General features: G+C 69.6%; 17 protein-coding genes. 10 read left to right on the forward strand and 7 right to left on the reverse strand.

Annotation, left to right across the window (positions count from 1 at the left end; genetic code table 11):
• The first annotated feature begins 66 nt into the window (after window positions 1-66).
• The 7 genes from PHN62_RS01805 (at window position 67) to PHN62_RS01835 (ending at window position 7611) form a co-directional block, all read left to right on the forward strand.
• A complete protein-coding gene (locus tag PHN62_RS01805; protein ID WP_300145459.1) occupies window positions 67-642 on the forward strand; it encodes a c-type cytochrome, methanol metabolism-related in 576 nt (191 codons plus the stop codon).
• Window positions 639-1514: a substrate-binding domain-containing protein gene (locus PHN62_RS01810; RefSeq protein WP_300145462.1), complete on the forward strand. Its 876-nt coding sequence runs from the start codon at window positions 639-641 to the stop codon at window positions 1512-1514. The genes PHN62_RS01805 and PHN62_RS01810 overlap by 4 nt, the downstream gene beginning before the upstream one ends.
• A gap of 108 nt (window positions 1515-1622) precedes the next feature.
• Window positions 1623-2111, forward strand: a complete 489-nt coding sequence (locus PHN62_RS01815; protein WP_300145465.1) for a formate dehydrogenase subunit gamma — start codon at window positions 1623-1625, stop codon at window positions 2109-2111.
• Window positions 2108-3634, forward strand: coding sequence for an NADH-quinone oxidoreductase subunit NuoF (locus PHN62_RS01820; protein WP_300145468.1), 1527 nt, complete (start codon window positions 2108-2110; stop codon window positions 3632-3634). The genes PHN62_RS01815 and PHN62_RS01820 overlap by 4 nt, the downstream gene beginning before the upstream one ends.
• Entirely contained in the window at window positions 3631-6525 is a 2895-nt protein-coding gene (fdhF, locus tag PHN62_RS01825) for a formate dehydrogenase subunit alpha (protein WP_300145471.1), read from the forward strand. The genes PHN62_RS01820 and fdhF overlap by 4 nt, the downstream gene beginning before the upstream one ends.
• Window positions 6526-6566: 41 nt before the next feature.
• Window positions 6567-7358 (forward strand): formate dehydrogenase accessory sulfurtransferase FdhD, encoded by a 792-nt coding sequence (fdhD, locus tag PHN62_RS01830; protein WP_300145949.1) that lies wholly within the window; start codon window positions 6567-6569, stop codon window positions 7356-7358.
• Entirely contained in the window at window positions 7348-7611 is a 264-nt protein-coding gene (locus PHN62_RS01835; RefSeq protein ID WP_300145474.1) for a formate dehydrogenase subunit delta, read from the forward strand. The genes fdhD and PHN62_RS01835 overlap by 11 nt, the downstream gene beginning before the upstream one ends.
• 148 nt (window positions 7612-7759) lie before the next feature.
• On the opposite strand, the gene PHN62_RS01840 is transcribed toward PHN62_RS01835, so the two are convergent.
• From PHN62_RS01840 to PHN62_RS01870, 7 genes are read right to left on the reverse strand one after another with little or no spacing between them, the layout of a single operon-like run.
• Window positions 7760-8995 (reverse strand): hypothetical protein, encoded by a 1236-nt coding sequence (locus tag PHN62_RS01840; protein WP_300145476.1) that lies wholly within the window; start codon window positions 8993-8995, stop codon window positions 7760-7762.
• Window positions 8989-9588, reverse strand: coding sequence for a hypothetical protein (locus tag PHN62_RS01845; RefSeq protein WP_300145479.1), 600 nt, complete (start codon window positions 9586-9588; stop codon window positions 8989-8991). The genes PHN62_RS01840 and PHN62_RS01845 overlap by 7 nt, the downstream gene beginning before the upstream one ends.
• Window positions 9585-10547 carry a VWA domain-containing protein gene (locus tag PHN62_RS01850; protein WP_300145481.1) on the reverse strand — a complete coding sequence of 321 codons (963 nt, stop codon included), beginning with the start codon at window positions 10545-10547 and terminating at the stop codon, window positions 9585-9587. Before PHN62_RS01850 ends, PHN62_RS01845 begins: the two co-directional genes overlap by 4 nt.
• Complete coding sequence (locus PHN62_RS01855) at window positions 10544-11509, reverse strand: VWA domain-containing protein (RefSeq protein WP_300145484.1); 966 nt, start codon at window positions 11507-11509, stop codon at window positions 10544-10546. Before PHN62_RS01855 ends, PHN62_RS01850 begins: the two co-directional genes overlap by 4 nt.
• Window positions 11506-11880, reverse strand: a complete 375-nt coding sequence (locus PHN62_RS01860) for a hypothetical protein (RefSeq protein WP_300145487.1) — start codon at window positions 11878-11880, stop codon at window positions 11506-11508. Before PHN62_RS01860 ends, PHN62_RS01855 begins: the two co-directional genes overlap by 4 nt.
• Entirely contained in the window at window positions 11867-12718 is an 852-nt protein-coding gene (locus PHN62_RS01865) for a DUF58 domain-containing protein (protein ID WP_300145490.1), read from the reverse strand. Before PHN62_RS01865 ends, PHN62_RS01860 begins: the two co-directional genes overlap by 14 nt.
• Window positions 12702-13712 (reverse strand): MoxR family ATPase, encoded by a 1011-nt coding sequence (locus PHN62_RS01870; RefSeq protein WP_300145493.1) that lies wholly within the window; start codon window positions 13710-13712, stop codon window positions 12702-12704. Before PHN62_RS01870 ends, PHN62_RS01865 begins: the two co-directional genes overlap by 17 nt.
• Window positions 13713-13989: 277 nt before the next feature.
• Between PHN62_RS01870 and PHN62_RS01875 the strand changes: the two genes are divergently transcribed.
• The 3 genes from PHN62_RS01875 to PHN62_RS01885 all read left to right on the forward strand — a co-directional run bounded on the left by PHN62_RS01875 (window position 13990) and on the right by PHN62_RS01885 (window position 19093).
• A complete protein-coding gene (locus tag PHN62_RS01875) occupies window positions 13990-15729 on the forward strand; it encodes a tetratricopeptide repeat protein (protein WP_300145496.1) in 1740 nt (579 codons plus the stop codon).
• Window positions 15730-16074: 345 nt separating this feature from the next.
• The gene (locus tag PHN62_RS01880; protein ID WP_300145498.1) at window positions 16075-17649 is read left to right on the forward strand and encodes a Re/Si-specific NAD(P)(+) transhydrogenase subunit alpha; all 1575 of its coding nucleotides are present in this window, start codon (window positions 16075-16077) and stop codon (window positions 17647-17649) included.
• A gap of 10 nt (window positions 17650-17659) precedes the next feature.
• On the forward strand, window positions 17660-19093 hold the full coding sequence (locus PHN62_RS01885; protein ID WP_300145500.1) for an NAD(P)(+) transhydrogenase (Re/Si-specific) subunit beta: 1434 nt from the start codon (window positions 17660-17662) through the stop codon (window positions 19091-19093).
• The last annotated feature ends 57 nt before the right edge of the window (window positions 19094-19150 follow it).

The raw sequence follows: 19150 nt of genomic DNA on the forward strand, positions 1-19150 counted from the left end.
GACTTCGCCCGGCCATGATCAGGGCTTAGCATTCGACAAAATCAGAAACTCCGGGAGGATTCGCGAATGGCTTTCAAAAGCCTCAGCTTCATGACCCCTTCGACCCGACGCGCGTCGTGGTCCGGCGCCGCTCTGGGGCTCGCCCTGGCGGGCGTTCTGGCGGCGGGCGCGGCGACGGCGGAGCAGAAGCACCGCGAGGACGTCGACGTCGCCGCCGCATCGAACGACGGCGTCCGCTATTTCAACGCCGAGGACATCCCCACCTTCAACATCAACGACAAGGGCGAAGTCGACTGGCCGACCTTCTCGGGCTTCCGGCGCTATCATGCGGAATGCCACGTCTGCCACGGCCCCGACGGCGAAGGCTCCACCTACGCCCCGGCGCTGAAGAACTCGGCGCTGAACCTCGATTACTACGCCTTCGTCGAGGTGGTCGCGAGCGGCCGGCAGGTGACCGGCGCCAGCGGCAATTCGGTGATGCCCGCCTTCGGCACCAACAAGAACGTCATGTGCTACCTCGACGACATCTACAGCTACCTGCGCGCCCGCGGCATGGACGCCCTGCCGCGCGGACGTCCCGCCAAGCGCGAGGCCAAGAGCCCCGAATTCGACGCCGCGGAAAAGGAGTGCATGGACGGATGACACGCACACCGCTCGGCAGGCTGCTTCTGGCGCTGGGCGCGACGGCGGGTCTTTGCGGACCCGCCCGGGCGCAGGTGGCCGATCTCGTCTCCGGAGACACGCTGCGGGTCTGCGCCGATCCGGCCAATTCGCCCATGTCGAACCGCGAGGAGACGGGCTTCGAGAACAGGATCGCCGATCTCGTCGCCGAGAAGCGCGGGACGCCGGTCCGCTACACCTGGTTCCCGATGGTCACCGGCTTCATCCGCCAGACGCTCCAGGCCGGACGCTGCGACGTGGTGATGGGCTACGCCCAGGGCGACGATCTGGTGCTCAACACCAATCACTATTACACCTCGACCCATGTCCTGATCACCCGCGACGCCAGCGATCTCGCCGGCGCCGAAACCTTCTCGGACCCCCGCCTCGACGGCAAGAGGATCGGCGTGGTGGCGGGATCTCCGCCCGCCACCCATCTGGCCCGACGCGGCATGATCGGCCTGGCCAGAGGCTACAACCTCGTGGTGGACCGGCGCGTCGAGAATCCCGCCGCCCAGATGCTCGACGATCTGGAGGCGGGCGAGATCGACGCGGCGATCCTCTGGGGGCCCATCGGCGGGCCGCTGGTCAAGGCCCGCGAGGGCCTGACCGCCCGGCCGCTGCTCGGCGAGACCGCGACCCCGAGGCTCTTCTACCGCATCACCATGGGCGTGCGGGCCGGAGAACTCGAATGGAAGCATGAGCTCAATTCGATCATCCGTCGCAATCAGGCCGAGATCGACCGCATCCTGATCGATGCGGGCGTCCCGATCCTCGACGATTACGGCGCGAAGCTCAAGGAGCCGCCTCAGGCCGCCCCGCGGCGCTCGGCGCCTTTCACGCCGCCCACCTGAGGAGGCGGAGCAGGCGGAGGAGCCTCCTCCTCCGCCGGAGAGATGACTTGCAACCCTGATCCGCCCGGAGAGAATGGTCCGGCTTCAGGACCATGGAGGATTCCCAGCGTGACCCTCATCTCTTCGCCAGCCAGCGGCCCGGCCGTCAGCGCGCGGGTTTCGGAGATCGTCGCGGCCAACGCCGGACGCGAAGGCCCGCTTCTGCCGATCCTTCACGAGATCCAGCAGGAATTCGGCCATGTGCCCGAAGACGCCGTGCAGGTCATCGCCGAAGGGCTGAACCTCGGGCGCGCGGAGGTCCATGGCGTGATCTCCTTCTACCACGACTTCCGCAAGCTCCCCGCCGGACGCCATGTGCTCAAGATCTGCCGCGCCGAGGCCTGCCAGTCCATGGGCTCGGAGGCTCTGGGCGAGCGGGCGCGCGCGAAGCTCGGGCTCGACTGGGGCGAGACCAGCGCCGACGGCCGCGTGACTCTGGAGCCGATCTTCTGCCTCGGGCTCTGCGCCTGCGCGCCCGCCGCCATGCTCGACGGCGAATTGCGGGCGCGGCTGGACGAGGCCTCCCTCGACGCCCTGCTGAAGGAGGCGCGCGCATGAAGCTCCATCTTCCCGCCGACGCCGCCGCCAAGGCTCTGGGCGCCGAGAAGGTCGCCGCCGCGCTGAAGGCCGAGGCGCAGAAACGCGGCATCGCGCTGGAGCTGATCCGCAACGGCTCGCGCGGCATGATCTGGCTGGAGCCTCTGCTCGAACTGGCGACGCCGCAAGGCCGCTTCGCCTTCGGCCCCATGACGCCCGAAGCCGTGTCCGCCTTCTTCGACGACCCCGCCGCCCATCCTCTGGCGCTGGGCCGCACCGAGGATCTGCCTTGGCTGAAGCGCCAGACGCGTCTGACCTTCGCCCGCTGCGGCGTGATCGACCCGCTGGACCTCGCCGATTACGAAGCTCACGAGGGCCTCGCGGGTCTGCGCCGGGCTCTGGAGATGGAGAAGCCCGCCCTCGTGCAGGAGGTGACGGAGTCGGGTCTGCGCGGACGCGGCGGCGCCGGTTTCCCCACCGGAATCAAGTGGAAGACGGTTTCGGAGGCTCCGGGGCCGAAGAAATACATCGTCTGCAACGCCGACGAAGGCGACAGCGGCACCTTCGCCGACCGCATTATCATGGAGGGCGATCCCTTCACCCTCATCGAGGGCATGATCATCGCGGGCCTGGCCACGGGCGCCGAACAGGGCTACGTCTACATCCGCTCGGAATATCCCGACGCCGTGAACGTCATGAGCAAGGCCGTGGAGATCGGGCGGGCCGCCGGATTGCTCGGGCGTTCGGTGCTGGGCTCGGAGCGCGCCTTCGACATGGAGGTGCGCGTGGGCGCCGGGGCCTATGTCTGCGGCGAGGAGACTTCGCTGCTGAATTCGCTCGAAGGCAAGCGCGGGATCGTGCGGGCCAAGCCGCCCCTCCCGGCGCTGCAAGGCTTCCTCGGGCGGCCGACGGTGGTCAACAACGTCATTTCTCTGGCGACGGTCCCGATCATCCTCGCGCGGGGCGCGCAGTTCTACAAGGATTTCGGGATCGGCCGCTCGCGCGGCACGATTCCGCTCCAGATCGCCGGGAACGTCAGATATGGCGGGTTGTTCGAAACCGCCTTCGGCCTGAGCCTCCGCGAGATCGTCGAGGACATCGGCGGCGGAACGGCCTCCGGACGCCCCGTCAAGGCGGTGCAGATCGGCGGGCCGCTCGGGGCCTATTTCCCGCAGGCGCTCTTCGAGACGCCGTTCGGCTATGAGGAATACGCCGGACAGGGCGGTCTGATCGGCCATGCGGGCCTTGTGGTCTTCGACGACCGGGCCGATATGCTCCAGATGGCCCGCTTCGCCATGGAGTTCTGCGCGGTGGAATCCTGCGGCAAATGCACCCCCTGCCGCATCGGCGCCGTGCGGGGCGTGGAGACCGTGGACCGCATCGCGCGCGGAGACCGTCGCGCGGTGGGGATTCTGAAAGACCTCTGCGAGACGATGAAATCCGGCTCCCTCTGCGCTCTGGGAGGCTTCACGCCCTATCCGGTGATGTCGGCTCTGACTCATTTCCCCGAAGATTTCGCGCGCGCTCAGGAGGCTGCGGAATGAAGGACCTCATCATCCCCGACCTGACCGACCGCGATTTCGGCACGCCCGCCTCCCGGTCCAGGAAGATGGTCACCCTGAGCGTGGACGGCTTCGACGTGACGGTCCCGGAAGGCACGAGCGTCATGCGCGCCGCCGCCGAGGCCGGAATCGCGGTGCCCAAGCTCTGCGCCACCGACAGCCTCGAGTCCTTCGGCTCCTGTCGGCTCTGCCTCGTGGAGATCGAGGGCCGCGCGGGGACTCCTGCCTCCTGCACCACGCCGGTGACGCCGGGCATGAAGGTCCACACCCAGACGGAGCGCGTGAAGCAGCTCCGCAAGGGCGTGATGGAGCTGTATATCTCCGACCATCCGCTCGACTGCCTCACCTGCTCGGCCAACGGCGATTGCGAATTGCAGGACATGGCGGGCGCCGTGGGCCTGCGCGAAGTGCGCTATGAAGCCGAAGACACCCATTTCCGCGCCCGCGCCAATGGCGGCGAGGCCAATCCGCTCTTCCTGCCCAAGGACGAGAGCAATCCCTATTTCACCTATGATCCCTCGAAATGCATCGTCTGCTCGCGCTGCGTGCGGGCCTGCGAGGAGGTTCAGGGCACTTTCGCGCTGACCATCGCGGGGCGCGGCTTCGACAGCCGGGTTTCGGCGGGCGCCGTCTTCGACGATTTCCTGTCTTCGGCCTGCGTCTCCTGCGGCGCCTGCGTGCAGGCCTGCCCGACGGCCACGCTTCAGGAAAAATCGGTCATCGAGATCGGCACGCCCGATCCCGACCGCTCGCTCATCACGACCTGCGCCTATTGCGGCGTCGGATGCAGCTTCAAGGCCGAGATGCGCGGCGACGAGCTCGTGCGCATGGTGCCCTGGAAGCATGGCAAGGCCAATCGCGGCCATAGCTGCGTCAAGGGCCGCTTCGCCTATGGCTACGCCAGCCATAAGGACCGCATCCTCAATCCGATGATCCGCGAGACCATCGACGAGCCTTGGCGCGAAGTCTCATGGGAAGAGGCCCTGAGCTTCGCCGCCAACCGCCTGCGCGGGCTTCAGGAAAAATACGGGCGTCAGTCCATCGGCGTGATCACCTCCTCGCGCTGCACCAATGAAGAAACCTATCTGGTGCAGAAGCTGACCCGCGCCGTCTTCCGCAACAACAACACCGACACCTGCGCCCGCGTCTGCCATTCCCCGACCGGCTACGGCCTCGGCCAGACCTACGGCACTTCGGCGGGCACGCAGGATTTCGACTCCGTCGAGCAGAGCGACGTCATCCTCGTGATCGGCGCCAATCCGACCGACGCCCATCCGGTCTTCGGCTCGCGCATGAAGAAGCGCCTGCGTCAGGGCGCCAAGCTCATCGTGGTGGACCCGCGCCGCACGGATCTGGTGAAGTCGCCGCATATCAAGGCGGCGCATCACCTGCCCCTGCGCCCCGGAACCAATGTGGCGGTGGTCACGGCTCTGGCCCATGTGATCGTCACGGAAGGGCTCTTCGACGAGGCCTTCATCCGCGAACGCTGCGAATGGGACGAATTCCAGGATTACGTCGAATTCGTCGCCGAGCCGCGCCATAGCCCCGAAGCCACCCAGATGCTCACGGGCGTTCCGGCCGAGGAGCTGCGCAAGGCGGCCCGGCTCTACGCCACGGGCGGCAACGCCGCCATCTACTACGGCCTCGGCGTGACGGAGCATTCCCAGGGCTCGACCACCGTCATCGGCATCGCCAATCTGGCCATGCTGACCGGCAACATCGGACGCCCCGGCGTGGGCGTGAATCCTCTGCGCGGACAGAACAACGTCCAGGGCTCCTGCGACATGGGATCCTTCCCCCATGAGCTTCCCGGCTATCGCCATGTGAAGGGCGAGGCCGCCCGCGCCGTCTATGAATCGCTCTGGGGCGTGACCATCGACCCGGAACCCGGCCTGCGCATTCCGAACATGCTCGACGCGGCGGTGGAAGGCACCTTCAAGGGCCTCTATTGCCAGGGCGAGGACATCCTTCAGTCCGATCCGGACACGCGCCATGTCTCGGCGGGTCTGGCGGCGATGGAATGCGTCATCGTGCATGACCTCTTCCTCAACGAGACGGCCAATTACGCCCATGTGTTCCTCCCCGGCTCCAGCTTCCTGGAGAAGGACGGCACCTTCACCAACGCCGAACGCCGCATCAACCGCGTGCGCAAGGTCATGTCTCCGCGCAACGGCTACGCCGACTGGGAGATCACCCAGATGCTCGCCAACGCCATGGGCGCGGGCTGGAGCTACCAGCATCCCCGCGAGATCATGGAGGAGATCGCCGTCACCACCCCGAGCTTCGCGGGCGTGAGCTACGAGAAGATCGACGCCCTCGGTTCGGTGCAGTGGCCCTGCAACGAAGAGGCGCCCGAAGGCACGCCCCTGATGCATGTCGAGGGCTTCGTGCGCGGACGCGGCAAGTTCATCCGCACGGAATACATCCCCACCGACGAGAAGACCGGGCCGCGCTATCCGCTGCTGCTGACCACGGGCCGCATCCTCTCGCAATATAACGTGGGCGCTCAGACCCGCCGCACCGACAACGTGCTGTGGCATGATCAGGATCTTCTGGAGATCCATCCTCATGACGCCGAATTGCGGGGCATCCGCGAGGGCGACTGGGTGCGTCTGGCCTCGCGGGCGGGCGAAACCTCCTTGCGGGCCAAGATCACCGACCGCGTGTCGCCGGGGGTGGTCTACACCACCTTCCATCACCCCGACACTCAGGCCAACGTCGTCACCACGGATTTCTCCGACTGGGCGACCAATTGCCCCGAATACAAGGTGACGGCGGTGCAGATCTCGCCCTCGAACGGGCCTTCGGAATGGCAGAAGGAATACAACCTTCAGGCCGAGGCCGCCCGGCGGATTCTCCCGGCGGCGGAATGATGTCCGAGGGAATTCCGAAAACCCATCGCCCCGCCGCCCGGATGATCGTCGCGGGCGGCGCGGTTTCGAGCAGCGAACGCCTCCTGCCCGAAGAGACCCCCATCGCCCTGAGCTTCAACGGCTCGACCCAGGCGGTGATGATGGCCTCTCCGCAGGATCTGGAGGATTTCGCCTATGGCTTCGCCCTCACCGAGGGCATCGCCCGCCCCGAGGAGATCGAGAGCGTCACGGTCCTGCCGACGACGCTCGGAGTGGACCTTCAGATCTGGTTGAAGGATGCGGCGGGCGAGCGCCTGACCGCACGTCGGCGGAGCATGGTCGGGCCGGTGGGCTGCGGGCTCTGCGGCATCGACAGCCTCGAAGAGGCCGCCCGCAAGCCGCGCCGCGCGCCGGATTCCGATTTCCGCATCCGTCCGGAGGAGATCCTCGCAGCCATGCAGGCCCTGCGCGCCCATCAGCCCTTGCACGACGTTACGCGGGCGGTCCATGCGGCGGGCTTCTGGGAGACGGGCGCAGGCCTGACCCTCGCGCGCGAGGACGTCGGCCGCCATAACGCCCTCGACAAGCTGGCGGGGGCTCTGGCGCGGCGCGGCCTCGGAGAGGGCGTCCCGGGGGCTCTGGTCCTGACGAGCCGCGTCTCCATCGACATGGTGCAGAAGGCGGCGGCTTTGGGCGCGCCGGTGATCCTGGCGGTCTCCGCCCCGACGGCCTCCGCCGTGGCGATGGCCGAAGAGGCGGGACTCACGCTGGCCGCCCTCGCCCGGGACGACCGCTTCGAGATCTTCGCCCATCCGCGCCGCATCCTGCTGGAGAACCCGGCCCATGTCCTCTGAAGCCTCCGACGCCCAGCATCACGCCGATCCTGCGGCGCGCCTGATCCACATGGCCAACCAGATCGCCAGGACCATGGAGACGCGGCGCGACCTCGTGCCCGCCGAAGGGCTGGCCTCGCACATCAACGACTTCTGGGAGCCCCGCATGAGGCGCAAGCTCTTCGAGCTTCTGGCCGCACAGCCGGAGGCTCTGCGCCCGCTCGTGCATGAGGCCGCGCCGCTCATCCGCAAGCCCCCGCCCGAAGGCGCCTGAGCCTTCCTGAAGCGTCCTCCCGAGGCTCCCATCTTTCATCTGGTCGCATTTTCGCGACGCGAAGCCTTCGGCTTCGCTGGAAAATGCATCGGCCTTTCATCTGGTCGCATTTTCACGACGCGAAGCCTTCGGCTTCGCTGGAAAATGCTCAGCGCCCGCGCAAAAACCCCTTCAGGAAGGCGGCGGCGTCGAAATTCTCCGCGCCGCCGCCGTAGATCGCCCGGTCGAGGCTCTCCAGACGCGCCAGACGCGCCGGACTCCGGGCCTCGCGCGCCGAGAGCCAGGCCTCCGCCGCGCCGCGCAAGGCCAGAAGATCGCCGCCGCGCGCCGCCGCCCTGAGCCGCAGCAAAGGCCCCGGCGCGAGCCTCCGGCGCAGCCGCGTCCAGGCCGCACCCAGAGCCCCCGCCTGCTCCGGGGCGTAGCTCCGCGCCAGAAGCGCCAGGCCTCCGCCCATGCCGAGCAGCAAGGCCAGAACCGTCCCCCGGCGACTGGCCGGCGAAGTCTCCCCGCCCTGGATCTGCGAGCTGGCGAAGCTGGCGTAGCCGATGGGCATGGCGGGAATCTCGATGCGGTCCATCTCGCGGGTCAGGGTGTTGAAGAAGGGAATGGGAATCGCCTTGATCACGCCGGGCTCGCCGGTTTCAGGACGAAAACTCCAGCGCCAGACCACCGTCGAGATCGGGCCTTCCGGCGTGCGCTCAAGGCGGCGCTCGGTGGGCGTGGTGAAGGTGATGAGCCATTCCTCGTCGATGGCCGGACGCGGCGGCAGCATCTCCGGCAGGACGCCCCAGGCCCGCAAGGTCACGGTGCGGGTCACGGTCTCGCCGTCCTTCAGCGCGGAGGGATCGGCGCTGAAGCTCTCCTCGGCCTCCACCCGCGAAGAGGCGAAGCGCCAGGCGGTTTCGCGTTCATAGGGCGTCAGGCCATGCATCCCATGGGGGCTGTCGATGGGCTCCTCGGGCATGGGCGAGACCGAAAGCGTCAGAGGCTGGGCCCTGACCTTCATCGGCTGACGATCTCCGGCGGCGGTGATGATCGTCAGGTCATGTTCGGCGGGCCCGAAATTCGAGAGGCCGCCATGTTTCGGAAAGATCGCCAGAGGCCGCTCGAAGGTCAGGAAGGAGCGGCCCTCGACGCGCTCCTCGCGCCAGACGTCCGGACCCAGCTGGATCCAGTCGAAATCCGCCGAGGGCGAGAGGGTCATCTTCTCCAGCGCGATCTTGCGGTCATAGACTCCGCGCAGGGTGGCGAGCACCATCTCGCCCTGAATGATCGAGGAGGAGGTGGGATGCGGAACGAAGCTCAGGGTCTTTTCGCCGAGGCCCTCCTCGGCCCGAGCGGCGGAGACGAAGAGCGCCAGGAAGAGAACAGCGCGCCTCACCATGGATCGCCTCCTTCATGGGGCACGAAGCCCAGAGAAATCCGGCGCTGGTTCTCGTCGGCCAGACGCAGACGCAGGAACTCGCCCGGATCATCGGCGAGGCCGTCCAGCCAGGCGTCGTCCGCGACGCGGCCGCCCTCGTCCAGAGGCTTGCGCAGATGCGAAAAGCTCTCGACCGGAGGCCCCGAGGGCTGCGCCACCTTCACCGCGATGCGTCCCTTGCCGTCGCTCTCGCCGACCACGACCGGAGCGTGACGCGAAACCACCGCGCGATTGTCGCGGGCCTGGGCGTCCACGGGATTGGCGAAGAGCACCGCGTCGAAATAGGCCACCGACAGCGCGTAACGCCCCGTCGCGGCCAGAGAGAGCCCCCGGTTGTAGGTCGAGCTGCGCCCGGCCTCCGCGAAGGCGCGATCGGCGGCGGCGTAGTCTCCCGCCTGATAGAGCGCCGCGCCGCGCGTCGCCGGATCGGAGATCAGCTTCGCCGCCAAACCCGGCGCCCCGAGGACCAGAGCCAGCTTTCCGGCGCCCGCCGCGCCGCCCGCCGCCAGAGCCGCCGTCCCCGCCAGAGCCAGCCAGAGCCGCAAACGCCTCATGACGCGTCCCTCCCCCTGCGGATCGGAGCCTCGCGCCGGAAGAGGATCAGCGCGAAAGGCAGAGCCGCCAGCAGAATCCAGCGCCCGAAATCCTCGAAGGCCTGAGGCGCCAGCGGACTCCGCGCCAGGACGCCCCGTCGCGCCCGGGAAATCGCCTCCATCGCGGCGCCGGGATCGCGCGCCGGAGCGAAGCCGCCGCCGCCCGCCGCCGCCAGACGCCGCAAGGCCTCGGGATCGGCGGGGGGCGCGCCTTCGGGCGGCGGGCGGTCCAGACCCAGAGCCCAGACCCGCGCGCCCTCGGCCTTGAGCCGCGCGGCCTCCTCCTCGGCGTGGAGGCCGATCCCCGCCCCGTCGCTGATGAAGACGACGTCCGCGCCCAGAAGTCCCGGACGCGTCGCCGCCCCCGCCTCGCCGAAGAGCGCTCGCGCCTGATTCAACGCGAAATCCGGACGGCTGCCGGTCACGGGCATGGTGTCGGGGCCCAGAGCGCCGATGAGGGTTTCGAGCGCAGCGGCGTCGGTGGTGGGGGCGCTGGCCAGATAGGCGTCGGCGGCGTAGAGGATCAGGCCGACAGGGCGGCCCTCGGCGCGGCCGAGGATCCAGGCGGCGGCGGCCTGGGCGTCGGCGAGGTTTTCGCCGCGCGCCACCGAAGGCGAGAGGTCGAAGGCGATGAGGATCGGGTCCACGCGCTCATAGCTCGTTTCGGACAGCCGCAGCCGCGCCGGACCGCTCAGCGCGAGGGCGGTCAGAGCCGCCGCCGCGAGAGGCGCCAGAACCGCGAGGTCGCGGCCTCCGGGGGCGAAGCGGCCCATCTCCTGGAGCTTCGCGCGGACCTCCGGCGCGAGGAGGGCGGCCCAGGCCCCCGCGCGACGCCTGCGCCAGATCCAGAAGCCCGCCGCCGCCAGCAGGGGAATCGCCGCCAGCCACCAGGGCCTCAGCCAGAGAAGATCGCCGGTCATCGCCGCGCCTCCCGCAAGATCCCCAGCCCCAGAGCCGCCAGGAAAGCCGCCAGGGCGGGCCAGATCCAGAGCGGCCGCGCCGCCGTCACCGGCGGGCGTCCGGAGGGATTGGGCTCCAGCCGGTCCAGCTCCTCGGCCATGGCTTCGAGATCCTCCATGCCGCGCACGCGCCAGGTGCGCCCGCCGCTCTCCTCGGCGATGAGACGCAGGGCGGCGGAATCCACGGCGTCGCGGGAGGCGGGGCGGGTCTCCAGATCCTCCGGCCCGAGGGCGATGGTGTGGATGCGCACGCCGTGGCTCGCCGCCAGAGCCGCCACCTGCTCCGCCTCGATGCGACGGCTGGTGTCGCGCCCGTCGGAGAGCAGCACCACGACGCGGCTCGGCGAATCGGAGGCCACCGCCCGTTTCAGCGCCAGCCCGAGCCCTTCGGAGAGCGCCGTGGCGCGTCCGGCGAAACCGATCTGGGCCTCCTCCACCGCCTGACGCACCGCCGCGAGGTCATGGGTCAGAGGCGCCGCCACGAAGGCCCGATCCGCGAAGAGCGTCAGCCCGACGCGGTCTCCGCGCCGCCGCTCGACGAAATTCGCGGCCACGCGCTTGACCGCCTCCAGCCGCGAGACGCGTTCGCCGTCGAGGTCGAAATCCTCGATCAGCATGCTGCCGGAGAGATCCAGCGCGAGCATGATGTCGCGGCCCGAGGCGCTGACGTCGGGCGCCGTCTCCAGACGCTGCGGCCCCGCCAGAGCCAGAACCAGCCCCAGCCACAGCAGGATCCGGAGCGCCAGAGCCCCCCTTCCGCCCTCGCCCGCCGGACCTGAGGGCCGCGCCGCCGAGGCCAGCCTCTCGGGCAGCTCCAGAGCTCCCGCCGTCGCCGCGCGGGGCGGCGCCCAGCGCCAGACCGCCCAGGCCAGAGGCGCCAGCAGCAAGGCCCAGGGCGTCGAGAAGGCGAGATCTGCGGTCATGGCGGCGCCTTCTTCCTCAGGGCGCGCAGGGCCGCTTCGAGACGATCCGCCAGAGCCGCGCGCTCCGAGGCTCCGGCGGGGGCGTAGAGCGCCGCGCGCAGATCCTCGGGCGGCGTCCGGTCGAGGCTGCGGGCGATCTCCATCAGCCCGAGAATCCGCGTCTCGGCGGGGGCGTCGCGCAGGGCCGCCAGACGATCCTCCAGACGCGCCCGCCGCCTGAGCTTCAGCCAGGGCCGCGCGATCTCGAAGAGCAGCAGCGCCGCCAGAATCCCCAGTCCGAAGGCCGTGGCGATCTCCGGCCAGCCGAGCCCCGCGAAGGCCTCCGGCAGGCGCGGCGGATGCAGGTCGCGGACAGGATCAAGCGGCTCCATCGGGGCCTCCGATCTCGGAGACTTGCAGCCCCTGGCGCTCCAGAGAGCCTTTCAGCGCGGCCAGACGCGCCGGAAGCCCGTCGAAGCGCCCGAATCCCGCTTCTCCCGCCTCATCGAGATAAGGCAGCACCCCCGCAGGCGGCGCGCGCTCGAACTCCTCCGTCGCGAGCAGAACCCGCAAGGGCCCCCGCCGCCGGATCTCGCCGAAGGCCGCGTCGAGGCTCGCGCCGGGGCGGTCGAAGGCGCTGGCGAGCAGCAGGCTCGCGCCCCGGGGCGCCAGACGCGCCGCCCGCAGAAGATCCGGCGCCAGCTCGCGCGGCTGCGGATCCTCCATGAGCGCCGCCGCCGCCAGAGCCGAAGCATGGGCCCGCTCCAGGAATCCCGCGACCAGAGCCGCCCCGCGCGCCCGTCCCGCCGGAGCCCGCCAGAGCAGCCCCGCTTCGGTGAGCGCCGCCGCCGCGACCGTTCCGCCTTCCTCCAGAGCGCGCCAGGCCTCGACCATCAGCGCCTCGGCGGCGGCCACGGAGCGGAAACGCGCCACGCCCCAGAGCATCGGCCGCCGGAAATCCGCGATGAGGGTCAGGGCGCGGTCGCGGTCCTCATGGAAGGCGCGGACCTGCGGCGCGCCGCTGCGGGCGGTGGCGGCGGCGTCGATCCAGCGGGGGTCGTCGCCCTCGACGTAAGGCCGGAGCTCGCGGATCTCGTGGCCCTGTCCGCGCGGACGGGCGGGCGCGCTCCCCGGACGCCGCGCCAGAGCCGGAGCCTCGCGGCGCCCCGCCAGAGCCCGCCCCCTCAGCGCCATGAGCGCCTCGGCGGAGACCTCAGTAAGGCCGGACATGGGCCAGCAGCCGCGCGACGATCTCGCGGGAATCCACCCCCTCCGCGGAGGCGCGCCAGCTCGGGATGAGCCGATGGGCCAGAGCGTCGGGCGCGAGGGCCTCCACATCCTCGGGCAGGGCGTGGGCGCGGCCATGCAGCAGAGCCCGCGCCCGCGCCGCCGCCGCCAGAGCCAGAGTCCCGCGCGGCGAAACCGCATGGGCGATCAGCCCCTCCAGAGGCCCGCCCTCGGTTTCGCGGGCGCCCATGGTCAGGCGCACGATGTAATCCTTGAGCGGCGGCGCCAGATGCACGCGAGCCGCCGCCGCTCTGGCCGCGCGGATCTCCCCGGCGGTCAGACGCAGGGGCGGCGGCGCAGGTTGGTCGGCGCGGGTCTCGGTCTCCACGAGGTCGAGAATCGCCCTTTCGGCCTCGGCGCCGGGCAGACCCAGCTTCACATGCAGCAAGAAGCGGTCGAGCTGCGCTTCGGGCAGGGGAAAGGTGCCTTCATGCTCGATGGAGTTCTGGGTGGCGGCCACCATGAAGGGATCGGGCAGGCGCCGCGTGACGCCGCCCGCCGTGACCTGGCTTTCGGCCATGGCCTCCAGCAGGGCGGATTGCGTCTTGGGCGGGGCGCGGTTGATCTCGTCCACCAGAAGGAGGGAGTGGAACAAGGGCCCCTGGACGAAGTCGAATTCCTCGCTGGCGCGGCGGAAGACCTGGGCGCCGATCAGATCGGAGGGCATGAGGTCGGGGGTGCATTGCACGCGGGCGAAGCCTCCGGCCTCTCCCGCCTCCGCGCCCAGATCCAGCCCTTCGGCGAGGCGGCGCACGGCGCGGGTCTTGGCGAGGCCCGGCGGCCCCTCGATCAGCACATGCCCGCCCGCCAGAAGCGCGATCATCAGGCGCTCGACGAGATGTTCGTGTCCGACGAGGCCTTCGCGAATCCATGCGGCCAGCCGCGCCGGAGCCTCGGCGGCGGCGGGCGCCTTCACGGCGTCCGTGGCGGCGTCCATGGGGTTCCTCCCGAAATTTCTTCACGACGGGCGTTCTGCGGCCCTTTGTCCCGGCATCCTGGCGCCGTCCTGCGCCGGGCGCCACCCGCCGCGCGTCCGGGCCGCATCAACCTTAAGAAGGAGACAAGAAAACGGGCGTCGGAGCCGTTTCTCGCGCCTCCTTGCGCAGGAAAGCGCCGGATTTCCCACAACCGCTAGCGCATCCTTTACGAAGATGAGGCGATTCTGACTCCGCGCCGAAGATCACGGCCCCGCGACGCGCTGAGGAAGATCGACCATGACCGACAGGAAACCGCCGCGCGGGCGACGCGAAAAACCGAGGGAGACGCTCCGGACTCCGGGAAGCGCGAAGCCCCGCGCCGCCCGGACCAGGCCCCGGCGCAAGCGGCGCGACCCGCTGTTCTGGGCGCAGATCGGCGCCGCCTGCGCCTTCGTCTGCCTCGCTTCGGGCGCGCTGTTTCTGGCGGCGAAGCCGCGCGGCGAGTCGCCTGGGGCGGCGCTCGCGGAGGATCTGGCCACGGGCTCCATTCCCGCCTCGGCCCCGCGCCTGAGCCTCCGCGCTTCGGAGGAGCTGCTCGGGACGCATTTCGCCGCGATCTCGGGCGGCGCGAATCTCCAGCGCCAGATGCTCGACGCGCTCCGGACCGAGGCCGAAGGCGGTCAGGACGCCCTGTTGAAGGCGGCGGTCCGCCGCGCCGAGACGGGCGATTTCGCCGCCCTCTCGGCTCTGGCGGAGGCGGCCTACGAAGCCGCCCCCGAAGACAGCCCCGAATCCCGCGAGGCCGCCCTGATCCTCGGCGCGCTGATCTTCCCCGACGGCGATCCCGAACGCGGCGCGGCCCTGCTCCAGGAGGCCGCCGAACAGACGGAGGCCGAGGTCTGGCCCTGGCTTCTTCTGGCGCGGGCTCAGGCGCATCTGGGGCGCGGCCCCGAGGCCCTCGCCGCCCTGACCCGCGCCGAAGAGGCCGCCCGCACCGATTCCGGACGCCTCGCGGCGGTCGAAGGGCGTCTGGGGCTCGGGGCTCTGGCCGGAGAGCCCGCCGAACTGCGCCTGCTGGCCGGGGAGGCGCTCGACCGCGCCGCCGGAATGGCCGCGCAGAAGCCCGCCGATCCTCAGGCTCAGCGCGGCCTGCTCCTCGCGACCCTCCGGCTGGGCGACGCCGCCGCCAGAGCCGGAGAAGCCGCCGAAGCCGAAGCCGTCTACGAGCGCGCCCTCAGGCTGGCCCGCAATCTGGGAGAAGCCCACCCCGCCCATCTCCCGCTTCAGCGCGATCTCGGCCAGGTCCAGACCCGGCTCGGGCGCATGGCGGAGCTGCGGGGCGATCTCGTCGAGGCCCGCAAGCGCCACGAGGCCCGGGTGACCGTCGCCCGGAGGCTCGCGCAGGCCGCGCCCGACAGCCTGCGGGAAAGGCTGGAGCTGGCCTTCTCCCTGGAGCTGCTGGCGGATCTGGCGGTGGCGCTGGATTATCCCACCGTGGCGCGTCGGCAATTCGCGGAGGCCGCCGGGATCCTCGAAGACATGGCCGGCGCCGCGCCCTCCGATTCGGCGCGCAGCCTGAGCGGCCTGCACCGGAAGATCGGGAATCTGGCCCTCGCCGAGGGAGATCTCCCCGAGGCCCGCAGGCGCTTCGAGGCGGGGCTGGATCTGACGCGGCGTCTGAACGCCGCCGATCCCGATTCGCCTGCGGCTCTGGGCGCCCTCGGCGCCGTGGTGAAGCGGCTGGGCGAACTGGCCGTGGCCGAAGGCGACCTCTCCGAAGCCGGACGCCGCTTCCGGGAGGGCGTCGATCTGGACGAACGCCTCGCCCGGAGCGGGCCGGAGCGTCAGGACGCCGCCGTCGAAGCCGTCTCCGGATTGCTGCGCCTCGCCCAGATCGAGCCCGACAAGGCCCGCGGCCATTACCTGCGGGCGCGCGAGATCCTGCGGCCTCTCGCGGCGCAGAAGCGCCTGTCGCCCCTGCAGGAGCGCAGCCTCGCCGCCATCGAGCGGCTGCTCGCGGGCGGCCCGCCCTCCTGAGGCCGCCCCCCGACCCGATTCGGAGCCTCCGCAGGGCGGCCCTGCGCCCGAGAGGCCGCCAGGCGTCTCCGGGAGCCTGAATCGGGCGAAAATCTTTCCTCCAGCCCCCAATAGGCTCTATGGCGGGCTTGACCTCGACCGGACGCGCCGGATGTATAGGCGTCATGCGTCCGGCGGCCTCCGCCCTCGTCTTCCCGTCGCGCCCCGGCGCCGGAGCCTCCTTCGGGGGTCCGGTCCTCCCGCGCGCGCCGGGAGATCGCGGATTCGGGGCGTCGTCTCGTGCGAAAATCGACCTCCGCATCGCGGCGGAGCGACTGGGGGATCAGAAATGCAGAGGAAGACCTCATGAAGATCGGGGCGCCGAAGGAGAGCTTTGCGGGCGAATCGCGCGTGGCGATGACGCCCGACAGCGCCTTGCAGCTTCAGAAGCTGGGCTATGAATGCCTGATCGAATCGGGCGCGGGCGCGAAGGCCGGATTCTCCGATGCGGCTTATGAGAAGGCGGGCGTGCGCGTGGTCTCCGCGGCGGCGGAGCTCTACGCTCAGGCCGATGTCGTGGCGAAAGTGCGCCCCCCGACTCCGGAGGAGCTGAAGCTCACCCGCAAGGGACAGCTTCTGATCTCCTTCTTCTATCCGGCCCAGAACAAGGAGCTTCTGGAGCAGGCGAAGGAGATCGGGACCAGCGTCATCGCCATGGACATGGTGCCGCGCATCTCGCGCGCCCAGAAGATGGACGCCCTCTCCTCCATGGCCAACATCGCGGGTTATCGCGCGGTGATCGAGGCGGGCGCCAATTTCGGCCGCTTCTTCACCGGCCAGGTCACGGCGGCGGGCAAGGTGCCTCCGGCGAAGGTGCTGGTGGTGGGCGCGGGCGTGGCGGGTCTGGCGGCCATCGGCGCGGCGACTTCGCTGGGCGCCATCGTCTACGCCTTCGACGTGCGGCCCGAAGTGGCCGAGCAGATCGAGTCGATGGGCGCGGAGTTCGTCTATCTCGACTTCGCCGAGAGCCAGACCGACGGCGCCGCCACCGGCGGATACGCCGCGCCCTCCTCTCCGGAGTTCCGCGCGGCCCAGCTCAAGAAGTTCCGCGAGCTGGCCCCGGAGATGGACATCGTCATCACCACCGCGCTGATCCCCGGCCGCGACGCTCCGAAGCTCTGGCTGAAGGACATGGTCGAGGCGATGAAGCCGGGCTCGGTGATCGTGGACCTCGCCGCCGAGCGCGGCGGCAACTGCGATCTGACGGTTCCGGATCAGAAGATCGTCAGCGACAACGGCGTGACCGTGGTCGGCTACACCGACTTCCCGAGCCGCATGGCCTCTCAGGCCTCCAGCCTTTATTCGACGAACATCCGCCACATGATGTCCGATCTGACGCCCGGCAAGGACGGCCAGGTCGTGCAGAACATGGAGGACGACGTCATCCGCGGCGCCACCGTGACTCATGACGGCGCGATCACCTTCCCGCCGCCGCCGCCGAAGATTCAGGCCATCGCCGCGCAGAAGCCCAAGGAGAAGCCCAAGGAGCTGACCCATGAGGAGAAGCGCGCCCTCGAGGTCGCGACCTTCAAGAAGAGCACGCGCAATCAGGTCGGCCTGCTGGCGGCCATGGCGGGCTTCCTGCTGATCCTCGGGAGCTTCGCTCCGGCGAGCTTCATGCAACACATGATCGTCTTCGCTCTGGCGGTCTTCGTGGGCTTCCAGGTGATCTGGAACGTCGCCCATTCGCTGCATACGCCGCTCATGGCGGTGACCAACGCGATCTCCTCCATCGTGATCGTCGGCGCGATCCTCCAGATCGGCTCGGACGTCTCGCTCGTGAAGATCCTTGCGGCTCTGGCCGTGCTCATGACCGCCGTGAACATCGTCGGCGGCTTCATGGTCACGCGCCGGATGCTCGCCATGTTCCAGAAGTCGTAAGGGGGCGGGAATGTCTTTGGGATTGGTTTCAGCCGCCTATGTCGTGGCGGCGGTGCTGTTCGTCCTCTCGCTGGGCGGACTTTCGAATCAGGAAAGCGCCAAGCGCGCGGTCTGGTATGGCGTGGTCGGCATGGCGCTGGCCTTCTTCGCCACCCTGCTGACGCCGGGAGTCGGCGGCGCCTGGCTGGTGCTGCTCATGGCGGTTCCGGGCGCCGTCGGCGGCGCGATGCTCGCCAAGCGTGTCGGCATGACCGAGATGCCCCAGCTCGTGGCGGCCATGCATTCGCTGGTGGGCCTCGCGGCGGTGTTCATCGCGCTCAACGCCGAGATGGAGGCGCGCCATGTCGCGGGCCTCGGCGCCGAGGCGCGCGCGGCTCTCACCGGCTTCGCGGGCGTGCTGGCCCACAAGAGCGGCGTCGAGCTGAACATCATGAAGGTCGAGGTCTTCCTCGGCGTCTTCATCGGCGCGATCACCTTCACAGGTTCGGTCATCGCCTTCGGCAAGCTCGCGGGCAAGGTCGACGGCAAGCCGAAGCAGCTTCCGGGCGGCCACATGCTCAACGCGGGCGCTCTGGCGCTCTGCGTGATCCTCGGGATCATGTATCTTTCGGGCGCGGGCCTCTGGACCGTGATCCTGACCGCCGTGATCGCGGGCTTCATCGGCTGGCACCTGATCATGGGCATCGGCGGCGCCGACATGCCCGTGGTGGTCTCGATGCTCAACAGCTATTCGGGCTGGGCGGCGGCGGCCATCGGCTTCACGCTCGGCAACGACCTGCTGATCGTGGTGGGCGCTCTGGTGGGCTCTTCGGGCGCGATCCTGAGCTACATCATGTGCAAGGCCATGAACCGGTCCTTCGTTTCGGTGATCCTCGGCGGCTTCGGCGGGACCAAGGGCCCCGCCATGGAGATCACCGGCGAACAGATCGCCATCGACGCCGACGGCGTGGCGGCGGCTCTGAACGACGCCGACAGCATCATCATCGTGCCGGGCTACGGCATGGCGGTGGCTCAGGCGCAGCAGTCGGTCTCCGAGCTGACCAAGCGTCTGCGCGCCAAGGGCAAGACCGTGCGCTTCGGCATCCATCCGGTGGCGGGGCGTCTGCCGGGCCACATGAACGTGCTGCTCGCCGAGGCCAAGGTCCCCTACGACATCGTTCTGGAGATGGACGAGATCAACGACGACTTCCCGCAGACGGACGTCGCCATCGTCATCGGCTCCAACGACGTGGTGAACCCCGCCGCGCAGGAGGACCCGAATTCGCCCATCGCCGGAATGCCCGTGCTCGAAGTCTGGAAGGCCAAGCAGGTCTTCGTCAGCAAGCGCGGCGCCGGAACGGGCTATTCGGGCATCGAGAACCCGCTGTTCTACAAGGACAACACGCGGATGTTCTATGGCGACGCCAAGAAGTCCATCGACGAGCTCCTGCCGAAGATCGCCTGATCCTTCCGCCCGGGACATGAGAAAAGGCCCGGAGGGAAACCTCCGGGCCTTTTGCAT

It is taken from the genome of Neomegalonema sp. (assembly GCF_028688855.1).
GTDB lineage: Bacteria > Pseudomonadota > Alphaproteobacteria > Rhodobacterales > Rhodobacteraceae > Neomegalonema.

Excerpts from the sequence above, each read along its gene's own strand:
- PHN62_RS01845 (WP_300145479.1), bottom strand. The coding sequence starts at position 9,588 with ATGAGGCGTTTGCGGCTCTGGCTGGCTCTGGCGGGGACGGCGGCTCTG.
- PHN62_RS01840 (WP_300145476.1), bottom strand. The coding sequence starts at position 8,995 with ATGGTGAGGCGCGCTGTTCTCTTCCTGGCGCTCTTCGTCTCCGCCGCT.
- fdhD (WP_300145949.1), top strand. The coding sequence starts at position 6,567 with ATGATCGTCGCGGGCGGCGCGGTTTCGAGCAGCGAACGCCTCCTGCCC.
- PHN62_RS01805 (WP_300145459.1), top strand. The coding sequence starts at position 67 with ATGGCTTTCAAAAGCCTCAGCTTCATGACCCCTTCGACCCGACGCGCG.
- PHN62_RS01810 (WP_300145462.1), top strand. The coding sequence starts at position 639 with ATGACACGCACACCGCTCGGCAGGCTGCTTCTGGCGCTGGGCGCGACG.
- PHN62_RS01880 (WP_300145498.1), top strand. The coding sequence starts at position 16,075 with ATGAAGATCGGGGCGCCGAAGGAGAGCTTTGCGGGCGAATCGCGCGTG.
- PHN62_RS01850 (WP_300145481.1), bottom strand. The coding sequence starts at position 10,547 with ATGACCGGCGATCTTCTCTGGCTGAGGCCCTGGTGGCTGGCGGCGATT.
- fdhF (WP_300145471.1), top strand. The coding sequence starts at position 3,631 with ATGAAGGACCTCATCATCCCCGACCTGACCGACCGCGATTTCGGCACG.
- PHN62_RS01870 (WP_300145493.1), bottom strand. The coding sequence starts at position 13,712 with ATGGACGCCGCCACGGACGCCGTGAAGGCGCCCGCCGCCGCCGAGGCT.
- PHN62_RS01855 (WP_300145484.1), bottom strand. The coding sequence starts at position 11,509 with ATGACCGCAGATCTCGCCTTCTCGACGCCCTGGGCCTTGCTGCTGGCG.
- PHN62_RS01875 (WP_300145496.1), top strand. The coding sequence starts at position 13,990 with ATGACCGACAGGAAACCGCCGCGCGGGCGACGCGAAAAACCGAGGGAG.
- PHN62_RS01860 (WP_300145487.1), bottom strand. The coding sequence starts at position 11,880 with ATGGAGCCGCTTGATCCTGTCCGCGACCTGCATCCGCCGCGCCTGCCG.
- PHN62_RS01835 (WP_300145474.1), top strand. The coding sequence starts at position 7,348 with ATGTCCTCTGAAGCCTCCGACGCCCAGCATCACGCCGATCCTGCGGCG.
- PHN62_RS01865 (WP_300145490.1), bottom strand. The coding sequence starts at position 12,718 with ATGTCCGGCCTTACTGAGGTCTCCGCCGAGGCGCTCATGGCGCTGAGG.
- PHN62_RS01885 (WP_300145500.1), top strand. The coding sequence starts at position 17,660 with ATGTCTTTGGGATTGGTTTCAGCCGCCTATGTCGTGGCGGCGGTGCTG.
- PHN62_RS01820 (WP_300145468.1), top strand. The coding sequence starts at position 2,108 with ATGAAGCTCCATCTTCCCGCCGACGCCGCCGCCAAGGCTCTGGGCGCC.